The following is a 19,546-nucleotide window of genomic DNA, read 5'->3' on the forward strand; positions in this document are numbered from 1 at the left end:
GATGTTTCGTTGCCCTTTCATTTTAAGGAGATCCTCATGCAAGGGCTTTTTTTTGCTTGTCTGATTTTATATAGCACCAAGGGTGAAAAAACTGTGTCGCAAAAACACGCGCACCCTCGGACGGAGTATCGAAGAACGCCCGCAGGAATGGGAAGAACGCAAGGAATTCGGCCATTGGGAGATGGACACGGTCATCAGAAAAGTGCAATGATAAAACCCTGATGACCGTAACCGGGCGAAAGATGTGCCGAGAAATGATCGTTAAGATAAACGGAAAGAACAGTGAAGCTATAGTCGCTACCATCGCTGACTTACAAAAATGGTATGGTTCTCTTTTCCACAAGGTGTTCAAAACAATTACAGCAGATGTGTAAATCTATCCCTTTTGGGCTTAGCCAAAAGCGAAGCATGCCGTCCAGCAACTTGACATGGATCCTCTGTGGGCATAACTTGCCAGCTAGGAACCAGCAATAAGGTAAGCTGGCTCTCCATTTAGACTATCATGCCCGCCACCCATATAAAGTTGCTCGATAATCTCAGGAAGCATCCAGCATTCGATCTGTTTATTTAAACAGCGGTTGGGTCTTGGTTTTTTTTTTAAATCGTTAAATTTATTATTTCCAATTTAAGGTTCCTTTTTTGTTTTAATTTTCTGTGATTTTGATTTTTTGTAAACGTTTTCTTTTTCTCGCATCCTGTTTGTAGGTGCGATTTTCGCCTTTTTGTCTTCAACGCTTGGTATTAGGAAGGATCAAGTACTAATCATTTGCTTCTCTACGCCATTTATCATATAGATTTATAAGTTTAACAACAGAATCATCTAAACTATCTATAATTTCCTTCATATCAAGAAAGTCCTCTTCGCTCAAACCTTTAGGTATTTTCTTGTTACTGATTTGGTCGGCAACAACTTTATTTTTCATTTCTTCCCTGCCCATAAGCAACGTATTAAACTCATGCTCCTCTAAATATCTTTTTTCCCGCAACTCAGTCTCGTGCATCTTTTCTTTGAGGAGCTGCTTCCTGTACTCTGAAGGCGTTTTTCCAAAGTTTTTCTTAAATGCAATATTAAAAGCCTTGACATCAGAAAAACCGTGTGACAAAGCGATATCAGAAATTTTTCTTTTTAAATCCGTTAAGTCATACGTAGCTTCACGAAGTCTAATTCTTGTGAGATATTCGTAATAATTAATACCGAGCTGTTGCTTTACAATTTGAGAAATATAACTTTCATGATATCCTGAAAATGATGAAAGTTCTTCAAGACTAATTTTATTTTTATAGTTTTTTTCAATATACGCAACAATATTGTCTACATCTTCTTTTCTCTTTTTATTTCTAACTAACTCTTTTGAGGACATCATTTTCGGAGGAAAATCTCTGATCAAATTGGCTATTAGCTGATTAAGAAGGCTCTCGAAGTAAATTTTTTCTTCAGGATGTTCACCTTTTATATATTTAACCATTTCGAGCGCTATATTTCTTAATCGGCTAAAACTCTCATTATTTCTAGTTTTAAAGTTAGATCTACATGAAAACTGAAGTAAATGATAGTCTTTGTAATAAGAGCGAAAATATATCGGATTAAGATGAATAACCATAGCTATTGAATTTATCTTTTTCGCAAGAGTAGCATGCCCAACATTAGAGTTAACGAGCATAATATCGTCTTCTTGCAAAATATATATATTCCCGTTTACGCTCATTTCAACCTCGCCTTGAAGAACGATGATGAACTCTAATGATTCATGCCAGTTGTAATGATAATGCTTGATATAATACACGTACTGCTTTACATCTATATCTTTTTTATCATTCTTCCATTCATAGTATACGATACTCATTAAATCCCCCCGACTTTTTTTATATTTGTAAACAGCCCGACAACATTCTTTTACTTTTTTCGACACAAGCCCTATCATCCCCTCTCTCAGAGTGAACTTTTTCACGTCCTTCTATAGGATAGTGAGTCCTAATCTCCCTTCTTCCACATTTTCTCAAACCGTATCCGGGATTGGAAATAATCCGCACAAACAATCAAAATACCCGTGGTGCTAGTTAAGTGTTAACGCTCAACTAGCACCACGGGTAAAGACTAATTGCTTTTACTTCACATAATTACAAAGCTTACCCATACCTTCTACTTCGACGACTACAGTATCTCCTCGCTTCATCGCACAACTGCCGGAAGGAGATCCTGTAGCTAAAACATCGCCGGGCTCTAACGTCATAATTCTCGAAACCCAACTTATGAGATAAGGGATCGAAAATAACATCTGATTCGTATTACCTTCTTGCACAACTTTCCCATTTAAAGTCGTAACGATTCGTAAATTAGTTGGATCAATACCCGTTACAATATACGGACCAATAGGACCAAAAGTATCAAATCCTTTACCTCTAGTAAATTGCGGATCCGTTTTTGTAAGATCCCTCGCGGTCACATCATTAAATATCGTACAGCCGAAAATATAATCTAATGCATGTTCTTCTTTTATATTTTTTCCTTGTTTTCCAACAATAAGCGCTACTTCTCCTTCCATCTCCACCTGGTTAGTTAAATCACTTGGCGGAATGATAATATCCCCTTGATCCGGAATCAAGCAAGACGGCGGCTTTAAAAACAAAAATGGTTCTTGGAGACCAACCTTCCCTCCCGTTTCAACAGCATGTTCAGAATATGTCCAGCCGAAATTAATAATCTTTGATGGTACTATCGGTTCTAAAATCTGCACATCACTATATTTTACTTTTTCACCATCGTATTTTAATTCATTGTGGACAATGTCCTTAAAATCACTAGACAGTTGTAAAATTTCATCTCCTTCTAAAACGCCATAGAAAATATTGCCTTCATATCGTTGATACCGAATTATCGTTTGGGTCTTGGTCATTATTCGCATGATTCACAAAACTCCCTCGACTACTTAATAAATCCTACCTGCTTGCTAATGTACTCATATTGCTCTTCTTTTTTTCTATTAAACTCCGCTTTATTTTGTTCGAATAGATTGTTACCTTCTGCATCAATGGAAACAATTAAAGGACCAAATTCATTCACTTCACATACCCAAAGTGACTCCGGCATTCCTAAGTCTGTCCAATAAACGTCCTTAATCCGTTCAACTTTTGTTGCAGCATAAACTGCATTACCAGCGGGAAAGACGAGATGAAGAGCTTTATAAGTTTTACACCCTTCTTCTGTCCTTTTCCCCATTCCACCTTTTCCGATAATCAGTTTAACGCCAGTTTTTTCAATAAATTGTTTTTCGAATTTTTCCATTCTCATACTTGTAGTAGGGCCGATAGAAACAATCTCATACTTTTTATCTTCAGTTTCTCTCACGATGGGACCCGCATGGAAAATCGCTTTTCCTTTAAGGTCAATCGGTAACGGAATTCCTCCTTCAACCACTCTTCTATGAGCGACATCTCTGCAAGTAACTAACGTTCCGTTTAAGTAAATAATATCTCCTATTCTTATATTCTTTAGATCTTCATCTGTTATTGGAGTAGTTAATATTTTCTTATTCACAACTTTACCCCCTTGTGTGTGTGAATTTCATAGTTCAAATTTCTATCAAAAGTGATTTTGCCTCTTCTATGCGACCAACAGCCTGTATTAACAGCTACTCCGATAGTAGAAGGATGTCTTGCTGAGTTCACGACGTTAACTCCCATGACAGACTTCGAACCTTTTAATCCTTGAGGACCAAGACCGATCGCATTTATTCCATCTTCGAGAAGTTTCTCTAATTTAGCAGCGTTTTCATTTTCATTTCGACTACCGACAGGCCTCATAAGTGCCAGCTTTGAATTTAAAGCTGCTGTTTCAACTGATGTACCGATACCTACTCCGACGAGAAGAGGAGGACATGCATTAATTCCGTAGCTTGTCATACGATCAAGCACAAACTTGACAACCCCTTCATATCCCTCACTCGGCATTAGAACCGTTGCCACTCCCGGAAGTGTACACCCCCCGCCTGCCATATAAGTATAAATTTCTGCTTTGTCACTACCTTCTACTACCTCCCAAAAAATGCTCGGTGTACCGCTGCCGATATTCTTTCCAGTATTAAATTCATCAAATGTTTCAACCGAATTATGACGTAATGGAGTTTCTTTTGTTGCTTTATAGGTACTCTCTCTTAAAATACTTTCTAACTGTCCAATTAAAGGAAAGTCTTCGCCGCATTTCACAAAAAACTGTAGTACACCCGTATCTTGACAGGAAGGTCTCTTTAACTTATAAGCTATCTTTTGATTTTCAAACATCGTTTTGTATATGGTTTTAGCAAGCTGGTTGCTTTCCTCTTCACTCAGTTCTCTCAATTTACTTTCCACATCATCTGGAAGCTTATAGCTAACGAGTGAAATAAAATTCGACATCAGTTCAATCATTTTTTCTTTTTGCTGTTTTTTATCCATCAAAATCTCAACCTCACTTTCTAATAAGATAATTTTTAAGTCGATTCAACTTTTAAGTATGAGTTTGAACAATGGTACTTTTGTTTATAAGCTAAAATAAAGCGCTTAACCACCATTTTACCTATAGAAAGGAAAGAAAATCGGTAACAAAATCATCGATACAATAATTGAAATAATAATTAACGGTGCGCCAGCTTTTACATAATCTTTAAACTTATACCCTCCTATACCATAGACCATTGTGTTTGCCGGCATTCCAATAGGTGTCGCATAAGCCATGGAACCACCAATTACTGTCGCCATTAAAACGGCCCTTGGATCTGCATCCATAGCACTAGCAATGGAAAGACTTATAGGAACGAGCAATGCAGTTGTCGCCGTATTCGACATAAAGTTTGTCATCATCGCCGAAAGTATTAAAATAACGAACAACAGAACGTAAGGAGATGGAGTGTTTCCTACAGCACCAATAATTGAATCGGCTATGACCGCCCCTGTTCCAGTTACATCTATAGCTTTAGCTAGTGCGAAAGAACCGACAAATAACATGATCGTATCCATATCTATTGACTTCATCGCATTACTTTTAGAAATAATCCGCATCGCTACTAATATTAATGCTCCTATCCACGCTGACACATAAAGCTTTATTCCAATTTGTTTTTCAAATACCATCGCCAAAATAGTTAATACGAGCACAATGAAGGACATATGCTGTTTCCATTTCGGTATGCTTGAATAATCGATTTGTTTATTGTAAATGGAATCTGAATCTAAAAGAGTATCTTCACCCTTTGGTAAAAGCTTATGACCAAATAAACTGAAGTACAAAATACCTACAATTAGAATTGGTAAACCTGCTTTGGCATACTCAAAAAAGCCGAATTCTAATCCAATATCTTGAAGCGCTGACTGAGCAATCATATTTCCAGGCGCACCAATTAAACTTAAGTTCCCTCCCATTGCAGCAGCCAACACAAGAGGTAACAATAATCTGGAACGCGAAAAACCGGATTTCGCTGCAATACCTATGACACACGGTATTAAAACTGCTGCTGTTCCAGTATTAGAAAGAAATCCAGACATTAATCCAGTAACTATCATCACAGCTATGATTAACTGTTTTTCTGTTTTAGCAAATTTAGTAACAACCTCTCCGACTTTTTGTGCCATACCCGTTTCAAAAAAAGCAGCACCAACGATAAACATCGCCATGAAAAGAAGAACATTTTCATTAACGAACCCAGCAAAAGCATCAGCAGGCTCAAGAACCCCGGAAACCGTAAGACCAACTGCAACGATCATTGCCGTGATAGATAAAGGGATTATTTCCCATACAAACATAACAATAGCAAATACTAGAAAAAATAAAGTGATAAACACCTCGCTCATCCAACATCCCCTTTCTCATTCTTTATTTTGAATATAGAAGACGTCTTCTTGATGCATATAGTAATCATTTGCAAGCGCTTAATCTATCCAATTTTTTAAATCTTTATTTTCTCGTTTGAATTAGCACTTTTTGATATCGCCAAATAATAAAGTAAGCACTAACTAAAAATAACCTAAATATTCAAATAATAAAATTAACCTTATAAGGCATAAACGCACAATATCCACAAAATTTCATTATCTTCAACAATATAAAAAAATACTTAGTAAAAACTTTATATTAATTAAGAAATAAAAAAACAGAGGAGGCGAAAAAATGGTTACTGTAAAAAAAGGTTTAGGTGTAAGTTTGAAGCGTAAAGAAGACATAAGACTTTTGACTGGTAATGGACAATTTACCGATGATATTGAAAAACCAGGCATGTTACATTTGGCCATTGTACGGAGTCCTCATGCTCATGCACGTATTGTAAATATTGATGCAAGCAAAGCGAAAAAACTGCCTGGAGTAGTAGCTGTTCTAACGGGAGAAGAGGCACTTCAATATTCAGGACCACTTGTACCGACGATCAATATATTTAACAAAGTACCAGAAGTGTATGCGATTGCCTATAAAAAGGTTCGCTATGTCGGTGAGCCAGTGGCCGTTATTGCTGCCGAAGACCGATATATTGCTGAAGATGCAGTCGATCTTATTGAAGTAGAATATGAGGTTTTACCAGCTGTTGTGACGATTGAGGATGCACTGGAGCCAAAGGCGCTTCTTTATGAAGAATGGGGAGATAATAAACAGTTAGAATCGAGAACCACTATCGGCGATATAGACGATGCATTTGCCAATTCGGAATATGTCTTTGAAGAAACCATTACACACAACCGCTACACCGGAACTCCGATGGAGTCTCGTGTATGTATTGCCGAATATAATCCTGGATCTAAAAAGATGACAGTTACATGCTCGACACAGGCACCTTCTCAAGTACGCACGCTGATTGCCCAGACATTGCAAATGCCTGAGCATAATATACGAGTTATTGCCCCGGATGTTGGCGGCGGTTATGGCACAAAATTGCAGGCAAATGCAGAAATCATTGCTTGTATCATGGCGCGCATGCTTGGCAAGCCGGTTAAATGGACGGAAGACAGAGTAGAGAATATTCTAACTGGAGTTCATTCTAGAGACTATACTTGCACGGTGAAAATTGGGTTCGACAAAGATTTTCGCATCACAGGACTTCAAGCGAAGCTGATTGGAAATATTGGGGTTGATGGAACTTGCCATGCACCGGGAACCCCTGCTTTATCGGTTGCAGGTGCTTATTTTCCAGGTCCATATAAAGTGCCTGTTTATGACGTAGAAATCATTGGGGTCGTTTCAAATAAAGCGCCTTATGGTGCGCACCGCGGATATGGAAAGGATATTGCCAATTATCCTATTGAGCGGATGATGGATATAGCAGCTCGAAAACTTGGTATATCACCAGAAGAATTAAGACGTCGCAACTTTATAAAGAAAGACGAATTTCCTTATCAACAAATTTCTGGGCCGCTTTATGATAGCGGAGATTTTGATAAACTTATGGATCTCGTAATGGATAAAATCGATTATCAAAACTTTAAAAAGAAACAATTAGAGCTTCGTAAACAAGGCAAGTACATTGGACTTGGAATCGCCGCTATGCTTGAGCCGTCTGGCGCTGCTGTCTTTAATGGCATATTTAATGGTTATCAGGCAGCAACTGTACGAATGACGCCTGAGGGACATTTCCAAGTATTAACCAGCCATCAGAACATAGGTCAAGGGGTTGAAACAACGATTCCACAAGTTGTTTCACAAGTTATGGATGTAGATATAGACGATATTCGATTTGTTTATGGAGATACGGATATTACGCCGTACGGATTAGGTCCATTTTCTTCCAGAGGTGCAACGTATACTGTTTCTGCCGTATATGAAGCTGCCAAGATGTTAAAGGAGAAGCTTTTAAAAATTGCCGGTTATCTGCTTAAGGAAGATCCGGAAAATCTTGAAATGGCAAATGGAACAGTAAGGGTTAAAGGGACGACAAATCCGGAAGCAGCCATCAGTTTAAAAGAAATCGGCAATAAAGTTTATCTATGGCCGGGACCTTATGCGACAGTGCCGGAAGGAATAGATTGCAATCTAGAAGCAACCTATACATGGACGAGTAAAGTAGTGAAGTGGGAGCCTGATGAACACGGGCGAGTCAATCTTTATACGACACATCCGACAGGAGTCTTTGTTGCTCTAGTAGAGGTTGACATTAAAACCGGGCTTGTGAAAGTAGACAAATTCGTTGTTTCCCATGATTGCGGCACAATTATCAATCCTATGATTGCAGATGGACAAATTGCCGGCGGCATCGCACATGGAATTGGTGGCGTGCTGTTAGAAGACCTTGCATATGACAGCAACGGATTAATGACAAACCCTGATTTTCAGCATTACTTATGTCCAACTGCAATGGATGTATCAGACATCGAAACCATTCACATGCAATCCCCATCACCTTTTACACCGCTTGGTACAAAAGGAATGGGAGAAGGCGGAACGATTCCGTCTCCAGCAGCAGTAGCGAATGCGGTAGAAGACGCTTTATCACCTTTTGGTGTAATTGTAAAAGATTTACCAATTACTCCTGAACGAGTTTTAGAATGGATTAAGCAAGGGGAAATGCAAAATGTCAAATCATAATTGGGAAATATACCCTTTGGTGCTTGGAGAAGCAGATGTATCAAAGGTATTAGATACATTTTGGTCGCTGAGCGGCGACAAATCGATGGTAACGGTGCCGATTTTAGCTTGGCTTTTAGTTCCGACATTTAATGAAGAGCCAATTTTAGTGGACACCGGTTTTCGAGATGCTGAACGCTGCCAGACCGTTCATGGCTTAGGTCCTCATCGGACAAAACCTGAATGGAGCCTTCGCACCCAATTGAAGAACCATGGCTTTACAGCTGAAGAGATAAAAAAGGTAATTCTAACTCATCTCCATTATGATCATGCAGGAGGATGCGCCGAATTTCCGAATGCAAAATTCATCGTCCAACGCACTGAATTGCAGGCTGCTGCGGCACCAATGGTATCTTCGCAGCTGAAAATCGGGGGAGGGGCGTTATTTTATGACAGAAAAGACATTGCAGAATTAATTGACCCATTGTGGCCTCAAGTTCATTTGATCGAAGGGGATACAGAAATAGCTCCTGGGGTGAAATGTGTCTTATTCCAAAACACTCATACGCCAGGCAGCCAAGCAGTATATGTCCAAACTGAATTTGGCACCGCAGTTATTCTTGGAGACATTGCCAGAAATGTTGAATTAAATATTAATCAAGAAATTCCACCTGGATTAATTTACGATTTAGAGGCTACCTATCGAGCGATGATTCGAATTAAGAATGAGGCTGATATTGTTCTTCCTAGTCATGATTATGAAGTAGTAAAAAAATATAGGAACGGACTAAAAGAAGGGACGTCAGTTCATGAAAATTAAAGGAATTGAACGAGTGGCATTGCAGGTAAAAGACATCGATCAATCGATCACATTTTTTTCGAGGCTCTTCGGAACAACTTTTCAGCGGCAAAATGTGCAAATAAACGATTCCGTGATAAAAGTGGCTTTTTCTCCGCTAGGAATTGAACTTTTAGAAGAGACAGATTTAGAGAAAGAATCATTGAGAAGCTTTCACCTTCGTGTGGAGAACATAGAAGACGTTCATCCTGCTGTTTTGGAAGCTGGAGGTGAGATTCTCGCGCACTTTACAGTGGGAGAAATGGAACATATGATTGCGAAAATTGGAGATTTTCGAATTGTATTTGTATCTTACGAAGGTAATGATTCTTTGAAAGCGTTATCTTCCGAAAAATGATAGGTTAGGGGGAAGAATGAATGAAACCAGTTCCATTTGAATATGTGGCTGTTAAAAGTGTAAATGAAGCGATAACCGCACTCGAAAAGTACGGAGACAATACAGTCATCATCGCTGGAGGACAAAGTTTGATGCAGGAAATGAATTTAAGGCAGGCTCGTCCTTCATGTCTGGTTGATATAAATGGGATCACAGATCTTGATTATATTGAAGAAACGGGTGATGCCATTAAAATCGGAGCATTAACAAGACACCGCACCGTTGAAAAGTCTGAAATTGTAAAACGAAATTGTCCTTTGCTTCAGGAAGCCGTTACCCATATTGCGCATTTCCAGATCCGCAATCGAGGTACGATAGGAGGAAGCCTGAGACAAAATCCGCCAGGCGCTGAATACGGAGTCGTTGCTCGTGTGTTAAATGCTCAGTTTGTCATTGCCGGTCCTGATGGCAAACGCGTACTTTCCGGAGAAGAGTTTTTCGTCAGCCACTTTAAAACAGCAGTGAAGCAAAATGAAATCATTGTCGAAATCATATTCCCAAAATTAACAAAAGATACGGGATATGGATTTTTGGAAGTAACAAGAAGACATGGACATATTCCCATTGTTTCAGCAGCGGCGACTCTTCAGTTAAATGAAGATGACACGGTGAAAGATGCGCAGGTAGCTTTAGGGAATGTCAGCCCTCAAGGTGTCCCTTACAAAGTGCAATCTGTTTCACAATTGATTGGGAAACCATTTACTCAGGAAATTCTTGATCAACTAGCAAACGATATAAAGAATGAAGTCAATCCAGATCCTGAAGCAGATGCAAAAGCTGGCTATACATTGCAGCTTTCGAGAATTATGGGACGCCGTGTTTCTGAAATTTCCAGTGCTGAGTATCGAAAAGAAGCGTCATCCGTATTGAGTATTCGGGCTTTACAAAAGGCATACCAACAAATTAAAGGAACATTTCAGTAATGAAGAAAAATAAAAAGTCCCCTTGGTTTTGATAAGGGTTTGAGGCCGTTTCCCTAACGAAAAAACCAAAGAGGACTCACTTGTATTATAACTCGATGAAAAAATTAAGCAAATGATACTAGTAACAGTCATTACCTGCATTCATCTTTTCCGAAAAGAGCTCGATATAATCGCTGCTCGTTTCATTTTCGAAAATTCAATCATTGACTTTGAACCATTGAAGAAAGGTCATTTGTAGGTGTTGAATCAGACAAAATGACCGCTATAAAAGGCTTGATCATACCGAGAGCCGGCGGTCTTCTTTTTACGAATGCTGTCACCACCGATCGCTGCGGCTTTAATTCGGAATACAGACGAATTTTTGTAAGTGTACGGAGAACATGTTCGCCTTCACTCGCGGTTACACCGAATGGTCCCAATAGAAGCGACCATGAGACAAATGTAAATTCAAGGGGGTTATAACGGGATGTTTCACTTCCTCATAGATAAGAAAACATCCCTTTACCCATATTTCTTCAATATATAGCATTTGTGCGGGGTTTGAAAAGTTTTAAAGAAAATGTGAGGAAACAATAAATAAATAATGAAAAGTAGGGGGAGGAATTTACATGATAGATAAAACTACTCGCAAAAAAATCACGGTCACTGTCAATGGAACGGTATATGAGCGTGAAGTGAATGTTCGGACATTACTAAGTGACTTTCTCCGGAGAGAATTAGGTTTAACGGGAACACATGTTGGTTGTGAACAGGGGGTATGCGGCGCTTGTACGATATTGGTGGACGGTCAGGCAGTCCGTTCCTGTTTGCTGTTAGCGGTTCAAGCAGATAATCGCTCCATTACCACCATTGAAGGAATAGGAACGCCTGATCACCTTCATCCGATTCAGGAGGCTTTTTGGGAAAATCATGGTTTGCAGTGCGGGTTCTGTACTCCAGGATTTGTGATATCTGTTTACGAATTTTTAAAAGAAAATCCTGATCCATCCGATGAAGAAATTCGTGAAGCGTTGTCCGGTAATTTGTGCCGTTGTACAGGATATCAAGGAATTATTAAATCGGTAAAAGCAGCTGCAGAAAAATTAAAACAATCGGAATTGGCTGGTTAAATAAAAAATCAGGGGCTGTTCTGATGAGTTCCTAAAATGAAGGATTTGGGAGAAATACTACTGTGAAGGACAAAAATAATGGAATCAAATTTGTACATGTTCTCATAGAGGCAATGAAGTCCAACAAGAAGCAATTGTATGTGCTGAATGTCCGTTATAAAACTTTTGAAGAACTTAATTCAGAAAGAGAGCATAAGAAAAGTCCTTCATAAGCCTTCTGAAGGATTTAAACAAGATAGGAAAAATGGTTCTGATAAGTTCCTAAAATGAAGGGGCTCCAAAAAGTCAGTTAACCCTGACCTTTTGGACAGCCCCGTAGTTTTTCAAACGACTAGGAAAATCGCCTCTGCTTTAGATGAGATTGTGACTCATTCTTAAAGCCTATCTATGTTCGTAATTGACTTTAACCATAATAAAATCAAGATTCTAGCAAAAGCATATCTGTATGGTGATGGAATACAAGGAGGTTTATGGAAATGCAAGAGCTGCTTCAAACATACCACTTAAATGAAAACAATTTCAATTGGGATAAAAACTGGTTCATACAAGCATGGCGGATTATGAACACGATACGTGTATTTGAAGAAAAAAGCATTCAAATTTACAAAAAAGGACTCATGGGTGGATCACTTCACTCATCTATTGGCCAAGAAGCTGTAGCAGCTGGAGTTTGTATGAATTTGAAAAAAGACGATTATATTTCCATTACGTATCGGGGGCGTGGTCAAGCATTAGCAAAAGGGGCCGATCCTTTTCAATTATTTTCCGAAATTTTAGGGAAGAAGACAGGCTATTGCAAAGGAAAAGGGGGCCCTATGCATATTACATCTCAAGAGCTTGGGATATTAGTAGCGAATGGCATCGTCGGTGCAGGTATTCCAATTGCTGTCGGAGCAGGTTTATCCATCAAAACGTTGAAAAAGAATCAAGTTTCTGTTGCGTTTTTCGGAGATGGGGCGACAAACCAAGGAGCATTTCATGAAGCTCTAAATTTGGCTGCGATCTATAAACTGCCGGTCGTTTTCGTTTGCGAAAACAATCTATATTCAGAAATGACGCCAATTAAAAATGCTGTATTAAATGAGCATTTAGCAGAAAGAGGACTGGCCTATCGCATTCCGTCGATCATCGTGAATGGAAATGATGTGCGAGCTGTATATGAGGTTGCAAAACAAGCTGTGGAACGGGCGCGTTCAGGTGAAGGGCCTACCTTTATAGAAGCCAAAACTTATAGATTGTTAGGACATATGATCGGTGATGCGGAGACGTACCGAACAAAAGAAGAAGTGGAGGAATGGAGACAAAAAGAACCGATCAGATATTTTCGGGATGTATGCTTAAAACAAAATGTATTGAACGAAAAAGAATTAGATGAAATACAACAACAAGTTATACAAGAAATTGACATTGCATATGAACGTGCGATGAAATCTGAAGAACCTGAAATGGAGGAGATCTTTAATGATGTCTACTAATAGAATCATCAGTTATGCCCAAGCAATCAATGAAGCTCTTAAAGAAGAAATGGCATTAGATGATAGAGTAATCCTTTTAGGGGAAGATATTGGTTCATATGGCGGCGTTTTTAAGGTGACAAAAGGTTTGTTTGATGAATTCGGAAAAGAACGAGTCATCGATACACCTATCTCTGAAACCGGATTTATCGGTGCAGGAGTTGGGGCAGCGATGACGGGGTTAAAGCCGGTCATTGAGATTATGTGGATTGATTTTTCGCTAGTAGCGATGGATCAAATTATTAATCAGGCAGCGAAAATGGCCTATATGTCTGGAGGACAAACGAGCGTTCCGATGGTAATACGTACACAAGGCGGCGGGGGAAGAGGAAATGGCGCCCAGCATTCGCAAAGCCTTGAAACATTATTTGCACATATTCCGGGGCTCAAAGTCGTTGCACCTTCTACCCCTTATGATGCGAAAGGATTATTGAAATCATCCATCCGGGAAGGAAGTCCGGTCATATTTATTGAACATAAAATGCTTTACTCTCAAAAAGGAGAAGTTCCGGAAGAGGAATATACGATTCCTTTAGGAAAGGCGGATATTAAAAGGTCTGGAAAGGATGTTACGATTGTTACGCTGTCAAGAATGGTACAGTTTTCGCTTGAAGCTGCAAAAGAATTAGAAAAAGAAGGAATCGATGCTGAAGTAATTGATTTGCGTACTCTTGTTCCTCTAGATATAGAAACAGTTAAGGAGTCAGTAAAAAAGACGAACCGAGTAGTTGTTGTGCATGAAGCGACTCGTTCTTACGGCTGGGGAGCTGAAATTGCTGCCAGAATTCAAGAGGAGGCTTTTGATGATCTGGATGCACCGGTACAACGAGTGGGGGCGGAAGATGTTCCTGTTCCATATAACTTAAATTTAGAAAAAGAAATGCTCCCACAAACGAAAGATATCATTCAAGGAGTAAAAAAATCTTTGTATTTACAAATGGAAACAGTGTAATGGCACAGTACAACAATTATTTGAAAGCATTTTGATAAATAATTGCAATTTATATACACAAAAAGATGCTATCTATGTGTTATGACGAAGGAGGAAAAAAGGTGCGGCAGGAAATTGTACTTCCTAAATTGGATTCATCAATGGAAGAGGCTCGTATAGTTTCATGGGAGGTCAAAATTGGTGATACTATTAAAATAGATGACCCAATTTTAATTGTAGAAACTGAAAAATCCAGTCTTGAGGTTGAATCAGAAGTAGAGGGAACGTTAGAAGAAATTGTTGTGGATGAAGGTGAAACTGTACCAGTAGGAACTGTTCTTGCATATGTATCGAGTGGTAAACATTCCACCGAACAAAAAGGCAGCTCCGATCATAATCCTGTAAAAGAAGAGAACATCTCACTAGGAAAGACTGAAAGAATCCGAGTTTCTCCAGCAGCTAGAAGACTTGCAAAGCAGCGCGGAGTAGATCTAACCAAAATTAAAGGCTCGGGACCAAGGGGAAGAGTGATTCTGAAAGATGTGGCGGAAGCAGCTGCAAATGTAGTGAATCAAAGTGTTAAAACAGAAAATAAAGTCATAGCATCGATACATGCTAAAGGGAAAAGGGTTAACCTTACAAGTATGAGAAAAACGATTGCGCAGCGAATGACCGCAAGCTTTATGAATGTTCCTCAATTCCAAATCAAGAAAAGAGTCGATGTATCATCCATTGTGCAATTGCGGCAGGCAGTAGTTTCAAGCATTGAACATTCGGCAGGCGTTCGTTTATCATTTAATGATTTTCTCATACAGGCGGTGGCTTTAACATTGAAGAAATTCCCGAGGGTAAATGCCTCATTCATAGATTCTGAAGGAGATCCTTATATTTTGGAGCATGAAGATATTAATATTGGTCTAGCGGTTGCTATTGATGACGGTTTAGTTGTTCCCGTCATCCATCAGGCAGATCAATTGTCCTTAATCGAGATTGCAGAAAAAAGAACAGAATTGGTTGAAAAAGCGAGAAAAGGCTTATTGAAGCCTGAAGAAATGCGTGGAGGAACTTTCACAATTTCCAATCTTGGCTCAGTTGGAGTTGACGAGTTTGTGGCAATTGTAAATCCTCCTGAAACCGGCATCTTAGCAGTTGGAAATATAATAGAACAGCCTGTTTTAACGAATCGTCATGAAACTTTGATAAAGCCGATGATCACATTAAATGCTTCATTTGATCATCGTACAATTGATGGCGCCTACGGTGGAAGATTTCTCGCTCAATTATGTGATCAGTTGCAATCAGGTCAATGGAATATCTTTTCAACAGTAAAATAATGAAATCATTAGGAAGAAAAGGACTTATTCGTTGCCATGATGAGCATTCGAACATTAAAACAATTTTTCTGAGAAGGACATTAAGCAAAGCTTTTAATCAAGCTATCTTTGACTCTGATCTGAGGAGCAGGAGCTGGTGCACACCGAAAATATTATCTGAAGATTTAGAATGACTAGACATAATTTTCAACTTGATAGAAACATATAATAGGATTTCCGGCCATCTCCTTTTTATAAACCAAGGTCAGCAGGTTTTATAAGCAGTACCGGAGGCAGTACCAGAGTATCACTCGTTTTTGAAAATAAGCTTGCTTGAAAAATTGAAACAAATGACGGAGTTTTAGATGGAGTCTTCTCCATCCTCCGCCATTTATATTTTTAGGCGGTAACTAAAAAACGAGTGAGAACTGATTCATCAACGCCTGCATCAAAAAGTTTCAAAAATTCGGAACAACTTGAAATTTTCATGAGAAGCTTTTTCTCCAAAATAATGTTAGCATGATAGGAGAGTGTAAAAATGGGCAATATGAACAAAATAACCGATACCCTTCAGCGTCCTCTCCGTGATTTGCGCATTTCAGTTACTGATCGGTGTAATTTTCGCTGCCGCTATTGTATGCCAGCGGAGATTTTTGGTCCTTATTTTCAATTTCTCAAAAATGATCAGTTGCTCAGTTTTGAGGAAATAACTCGACTGGCTCGCATTTTTGCCTCACTTGGCGTCGAGAAAATTCGCCTATCAGGGGGAGAGCCGTTGCTGCGCAAAGAGCTGCCGAAGTTAATTGAAATGCTCGGTTCTATAGAGGGTATTTCTGACATTGCTTTGACTACGAACGGTTCTCTTCTTGCCAAACATGCGAAAGCGTTAAAGGACGCTGGTCTTCACCGTGTCAACGTTAGTTTGGACAGCTTAGATGATAAAGTTTTTCGCCAAATGAACGGCGGCCGCTGTGACGTAAAAACAGTTCTTGAAGGGATTGAAGCGGCCGCAAAGGCAGGTATGAAGGTGAAAGTGAATATGGTTGTACAAAAGGGGATCAATGATCAGGACATTGTGCCCATGGCGCGTTACTTCCGCGGGACCGGACATGTTTTACGCTTTATTGAATTTATGGATGTAGGAAATAGCAACGGCTGGAATCTTACACAAGTGGTATCTAAGCAAGAAATTTTCGAACGTGTGAACGCTGAAATGCCGTTAGAACCAATCCCGTCCAATTATTTTGGAGAAGTAGCCTCTCGTTATCGCTATCGCGGCACAAATGAGGAAATAGGCATTATTTCTTCCGTAACGGACTCTTTTTGTTCCACGTGCACAAGAGCTCGACTCTCAGCGGACGGCAATCTTTACACCTGTCTATTTGCCTCGCAAGGGACAGATTTGCGGGCGCAGCTCCGCAGCGGGGCAAAGGATGAAGAAATTAGGAATCTCATTCAGGATGTTTGGAGCCGTCGAGCTGATCGTTACTCTGAAGAAAGATTTAACAATACAACGATGCCGAACAAAAAGAAGATAGAGATGTACTATATTGGAGGATAAAACAGAGCGGGGGGAGAAAAGAACATATATTTCAGCTAATCGCTATGATAACAACGAAATTGTCGGTCGATTGAAGGGACAAAAGAACGTATTTTTCAACTAATGAAAGGCGCAGGATCATTTCAAAATATACAGGTGGTGATTGCATGTTATATATCCCGAATTCTTCCCCTATCCCATTTGAAGAAGCACAACGTCTTATTCTCTCTGTGATACGTCCCCTTCCGGTTATTACCATACCTCTGTCTAAAGCTCTTGGGTACTATCTAGCGGAAACGGTAAGGGCTGATCACGATGTCCCTATGTTTGACCGTTCCACTGTAGACGGTTACGCTCTGCGTGCGGAGGATGTGATCAATGCCAGCGCTTCTGACCCGGTAAAGCTGAAGGTTTTGGAAGAGATTCCCGCTGGATATTTACCTCAACAAAAAATTACCCAAGGTACGGCCAGCCGCATTATGACGGGAGCACCTATCCCCGAAGGTGCAAACGCAGTCGTTATGGTAGAGAAAACTGAGAATGCAATGGAAGATAGCGAAAGCGTTTTGGTTTATCAATCGGTTAAAATTGGCGATGCTATTGCCAAAAAGGGACAAGATGTTGAAGAAGGGAAGGACGTCCTCACACAAGGGACGCTTTTAGGACCAATTGAACTGGGTCTGCTCGCTACATTCGGGATTGCATCTGTTGCGGTTTATGCGAAGCCTAAGGTTGGTATTCTTTCAACGGGAAGTGAATTATTAAACGTAGATGAGCCGATCGTCCCTGGAAAGCTTCGTGACAGTAACGGCGTAATGCTGGCCGGTCAAGTGAGTCAAGCAGGAGGTGAACCGGTTTATTTCGGGATTGCCCCGGACAAAGTAGAAGAGCTAGAAAAAAAGATGCTAGAGATTCTACAGCAGGTGGACATTTTAGTAACAAGCGGAGGCGTGTCCATGGGCGAATATGACTTCCTTGGAAAGGTATTTGAAAAAATTAATGCGAAAGTGATATTCTGGAAAACATTAGCTCGCCCTGGAATGCCAGTTTTGTGCGGAGTATGGCAGGATAAGCCGATTTTTGCTTTGGCAGGAAATCCAGCTTCGTCTTACGTCAATGCACATCTTTATGTGCTGCCTGCTATACGCTATATGAGCGGTTCTAAGGATCCGCTGCCGAAACGGGTAACGGTTGTATGTGACGAGGCAATTGAAGGGAAGCAAATGCTTCACACCCGGTTTTTACGAGGATTAACGTACGTTTCCCCAACCGGTGAACTAAGAGTGAAAATATCAAAGAAACAAGCTTCTAATGTTCTGTCCAGCTTTCTGGAAAGCAATTGTCTCGTTAAAGTGCCTGGGGGAAAAGGATTTAATGCAGGTGAGAAAGCGGAAGTGTATTTGCTGGGTGCGGTTGAGGAATTGAGACAGTGACAATGAGTCTGGGGGAGAGATGGTTTGAAAAAGGTTGGAGCAATTATTTTAGCAGCCGGAATGTCAAAACGGATGGGAAAACCTAAGCTGTTATTATCTCTAGGTGGGAAGCCATTATTTCGCTACTCTGTGAACACCGCTACCGCAGCTGGCTTAAAACCAATTGTATTGGTCGGCGGCAAACATATCGAAGAGCTGCGCAAACACACATCTGATTTAACAGAAATAGAAATCATTGAGAATCGGGATTATGAATCCGGCATGGCTTCCTCTCTTAAAGCAGGGATTCAGGCTTTAAAGGGACGAACGGATGCAGTCTTCGTATTTTTGGCAGACCAGCCCTTTGTACCTCCAATAGTTATAACTAAATTACTAGAATCTTATGATCAATATCGAAAAGAAGGTGTCCGCATTTTCCGCCCTAAGTATAATAATGTGCTTGGACACCCTGTATTGTTTGATACTGAATTATTTGATGAATTTGAGCAAATTCAAGGTGATGAGGGAGGAAAATCAATTGTCCAAAAACATTATTCCAGCTTAATGGCTGTACCGTTTGAAAATTCAGAATGGGGATTTGACATTGACACCACAGAGGATCTGCTCAAACTAAAAAGGATTGCGCCAAAATATATTAAACAAAAATAGGGATAACAATAGATTCATTGTTGTCCCTTTTTAAATTTGTGTAACGGTCGTTGTACTTGAAGAAGTGCGTGGTCTTTTTCAATCAAGAATTTCCCGGTTCAACAAGATTGACCGAGACTTTAGAAAATTTATTGCAGGAGTCCCATATTGAAATCGATAAACAAACAGCTCTGATGGGATCTATATATAATTCGTATCTTAATAAGGCTCTTTATGATTGTTGAGAAAATTGTATCTTAGTTATCCGGTATTAGAAATAACAAGCAAATCCTTCCTTGATCATCATTCATTAGGACACTTGTGCGAGTGTTCCTCATCTCTTTGCACCGCTGAGTACGAATGCGGTTCTTCCATTTCGTTTTAATTTCTCCCGTTTATTCAG

16 protein-coding genes are annotated in these 19,546 nt (G+C 39.8%); 11 read left to right on the top strand and 5 right to left on the bottom strand.

Going from position 1 to position 19,546, the window contains the following annotated elements; all coding sequences use genetic code 11:
- Window positions 1–758 precede the first annotated feature (758 nt).
- From FB379_RS04645 to FB379_RS04665, 5 genes are all read right to left on the bottom strand, one after another.
- Window positions 759–1,844, bottom strand: a complete 1,086-nt coding sequence (locus tag FB379_RS04645; protein ID WP_044748621.1) for an AraC family transcriptional regulator — start codon at window positions 1,842–1,844, stop codon at window positions 759–761.
- 261 nt (window positions 1,845–2,105) lie between these two features.
- Complete coding sequence (locus FB379_RS04650; RefSeq protein ID WP_144597172.1) at window positions 2,106–2,903, bottom strand: fumarylacetoacetate hydrolase family protein; 798 nt, start codon at window positions 2,901–2,903, stop codon at window positions 2,106–2,108.
- Window positions 2,904–2,923: 20 nt separating this feature from the next.
- On the bottom strand, window positions 2,924–3,535 hold the full coding sequence (gene ttdB / locus FB379_RS04655; RefSeq protein WP_144597174.1) for a L(+)-tartrate dehydratase subunit beta: 612 nt from the start codon (window positions 3,533–3,535) through the stop codon (window positions 2,924–2,926).
- Window positions 3,532–4,431 (bottom strand): L(+)-tartrate dehydratase subunit alpha, encoded by a 900-nt coding sequence (gene ttdA, locus FB379_RS04660; protein WP_044748618.1) that lies wholly within the window; start codon window positions 4,429–4,431, stop codon window positions 3,532–3,534. The genes ttdB and ttdA overlap by 4 nt, the downstream gene beginning before the upstream one ends.
- 117 nt (window positions 4,432–4,548) lie before the next feature.
- Window positions 4,549–5,823, bottom strand: coding sequence for an SLC13 family permease (locus FB379_RS04665; RefSeq protein ID WP_144597176.1), 1,275 nt, complete (start codon window positions 5,821–5,823; stop codon window positions 4,549–4,551).
- Window positions 5,824–6,139: 316 nt separating this feature from the next.
- On the opposite strand from FB379_RS04665, the gene FB379_RS04670 reads away from it, so the two are divergent.
- The 11 genes from FB379_RS04670 (at window position 6,140) to FB379_RS04725 (ending at window position 19,164) form a co-directional block, all read left to right on the top strand.
- Window positions 6,140–8,539 carry a xanthine dehydrogenase family protein molybdopterin-binding subunit gene (locus FB379_RS04670; RefSeq protein ID WP_066246963.1) on the top strand — a complete coding sequence of 800 codons (2,400 nt, stop codon included), beginning with the start codon at window positions 6,140–6,142 and terminating at the stop codon, window positions 8,537–8,539.
- Window positions 8,526–9,338: an N-acyl homoserine lactonase family protein gene (locus tag FB379_RS04675; RefSeq protein ID WP_144597178.1), complete on the top strand. Its 813-nt coding sequence runs from the start codon at window positions 8,526–8,528 to the stop codon at window positions 9,336–9,338. The genes FB379_RS04670 and FB379_RS04675 overlap by 14 nt, the downstream gene beginning before the upstream one ends.
- Complete coding sequence (locus FB379_RS04680; RefSeq protein ID WP_144597180.1) at window positions 9,328–9,714, top strand: VOC family protein; 387 nt, start codon at window positions 9,328–9,330, stop codon at window positions 9,712–9,714. The genes FB379_RS04675 and FB379_RS04680 overlap by 11 nt, the downstream gene beginning before the upstream one ends.
- Before the next feature lie 20 nt (window positions 9,715–9,734).
- Complete coding sequence (locus FB379_RS04685) at window positions 9,735–10,676, top strand: FAD binding domain-containing protein (protein ID WP_063386355.1); 942 nt, start codon at window positions 9,735–9,737, stop codon at window positions 10,674–10,676.
- A 608-nt stretch (window positions 10,677–11,284) separates the two neighbouring features.
- Window positions 11,285–11,785: a (2Fe-2S)-binding protein gene (locus FB379_RS04695; RefSeq protein WP_063386354.1), complete on the top strand. Its 501-nt coding sequence runs from the start codon at window positions 11,285–11,287 to the stop codon at window positions 11,783–11,785.
- Between the two features lie 476 nt (window positions 11,786–12,261).
- Entirely contained in the window at window positions 12,262–13,260 is a 999-nt protein-coding gene (locus tag FB379_RS04700) for a thiamine pyrophosphate-dependent dehydrogenase E1 component subunit alpha (protein ID WP_144597185.1), read from the top strand.
- The gene (locus tag FB379_RS04705) at window positions 13,250–14,251 is read left to right on the top strand and encodes an alpha-ketoacid dehydrogenase subunit beta (protein ID WP_066247046.1); all 1,002 of its coding nucleotides are present in this window, start codon (window positions 13,250–13,252) and stop codon (window positions 14,249–14,251) included. The genes FB379_RS04700 and FB379_RS04705 overlap by 11 nt, the downstream gene beginning before the upstream one ends.
- A gap of 101 nt (window positions 14,252–14,352) precedes the next feature.
- Window positions 14,353–15,564 (top strand): dihydrolipoamide acetyltransferase family protein, encoded by a 1,212-nt coding sequence (locus FB379_RS04710; protein ID WP_066246951.1) that lies wholly within the window; start codon window positions 14,353–14,355, stop codon window positions 15,562–15,564.
- A gap of 517 nt (window positions 15,565–16,081) precedes the next feature.
- Window positions 16,082–17,104, top strand: a complete 1,023-nt coding sequence (moaA, locus tag FB379_RS04715; protein ID WP_412675455.1) for a GTP 3',8-cyclase MoaA — start codon at window positions 16,082–16,084, stop codon at window positions 17,102–17,104.
- 146 nt (window positions 17,105–17,250) lie between these two features.
- Window positions 17,251–18,516, top strand: coding sequence for a molybdopterin molybdotransferase MoeA (locus tag FB379_RS04720; protein ID WP_066246947.1), 1,266 nt, complete (start codon window positions 17,251–17,253; stop codon window positions 18,514–18,516).
- Window positions 18,517–18,540: 24 nt separating this feature from the next.
- On the top strand, window positions 18,541–19,164 hold the full coding sequence (locus tag FB379_RS04725) for a nucleotidyltransferase family protein (RefSeq protein WP_082829357.1): 624 nt from the start codon (window positions 18,541–18,543) through the stop codon (window positions 19,162–19,164).
- Window positions 19,165–19,546: the final 382 nt, after the last annotated feature.

Source organism: Aeribacillus composti (assembly GCF_007827555.1).
GTDB classification, from domain to species: Bacteria; Bacillota; Bacilli; order Bacillales; family Aeribacillaceae; genus Aeribacillus; species Aeribacillus composti.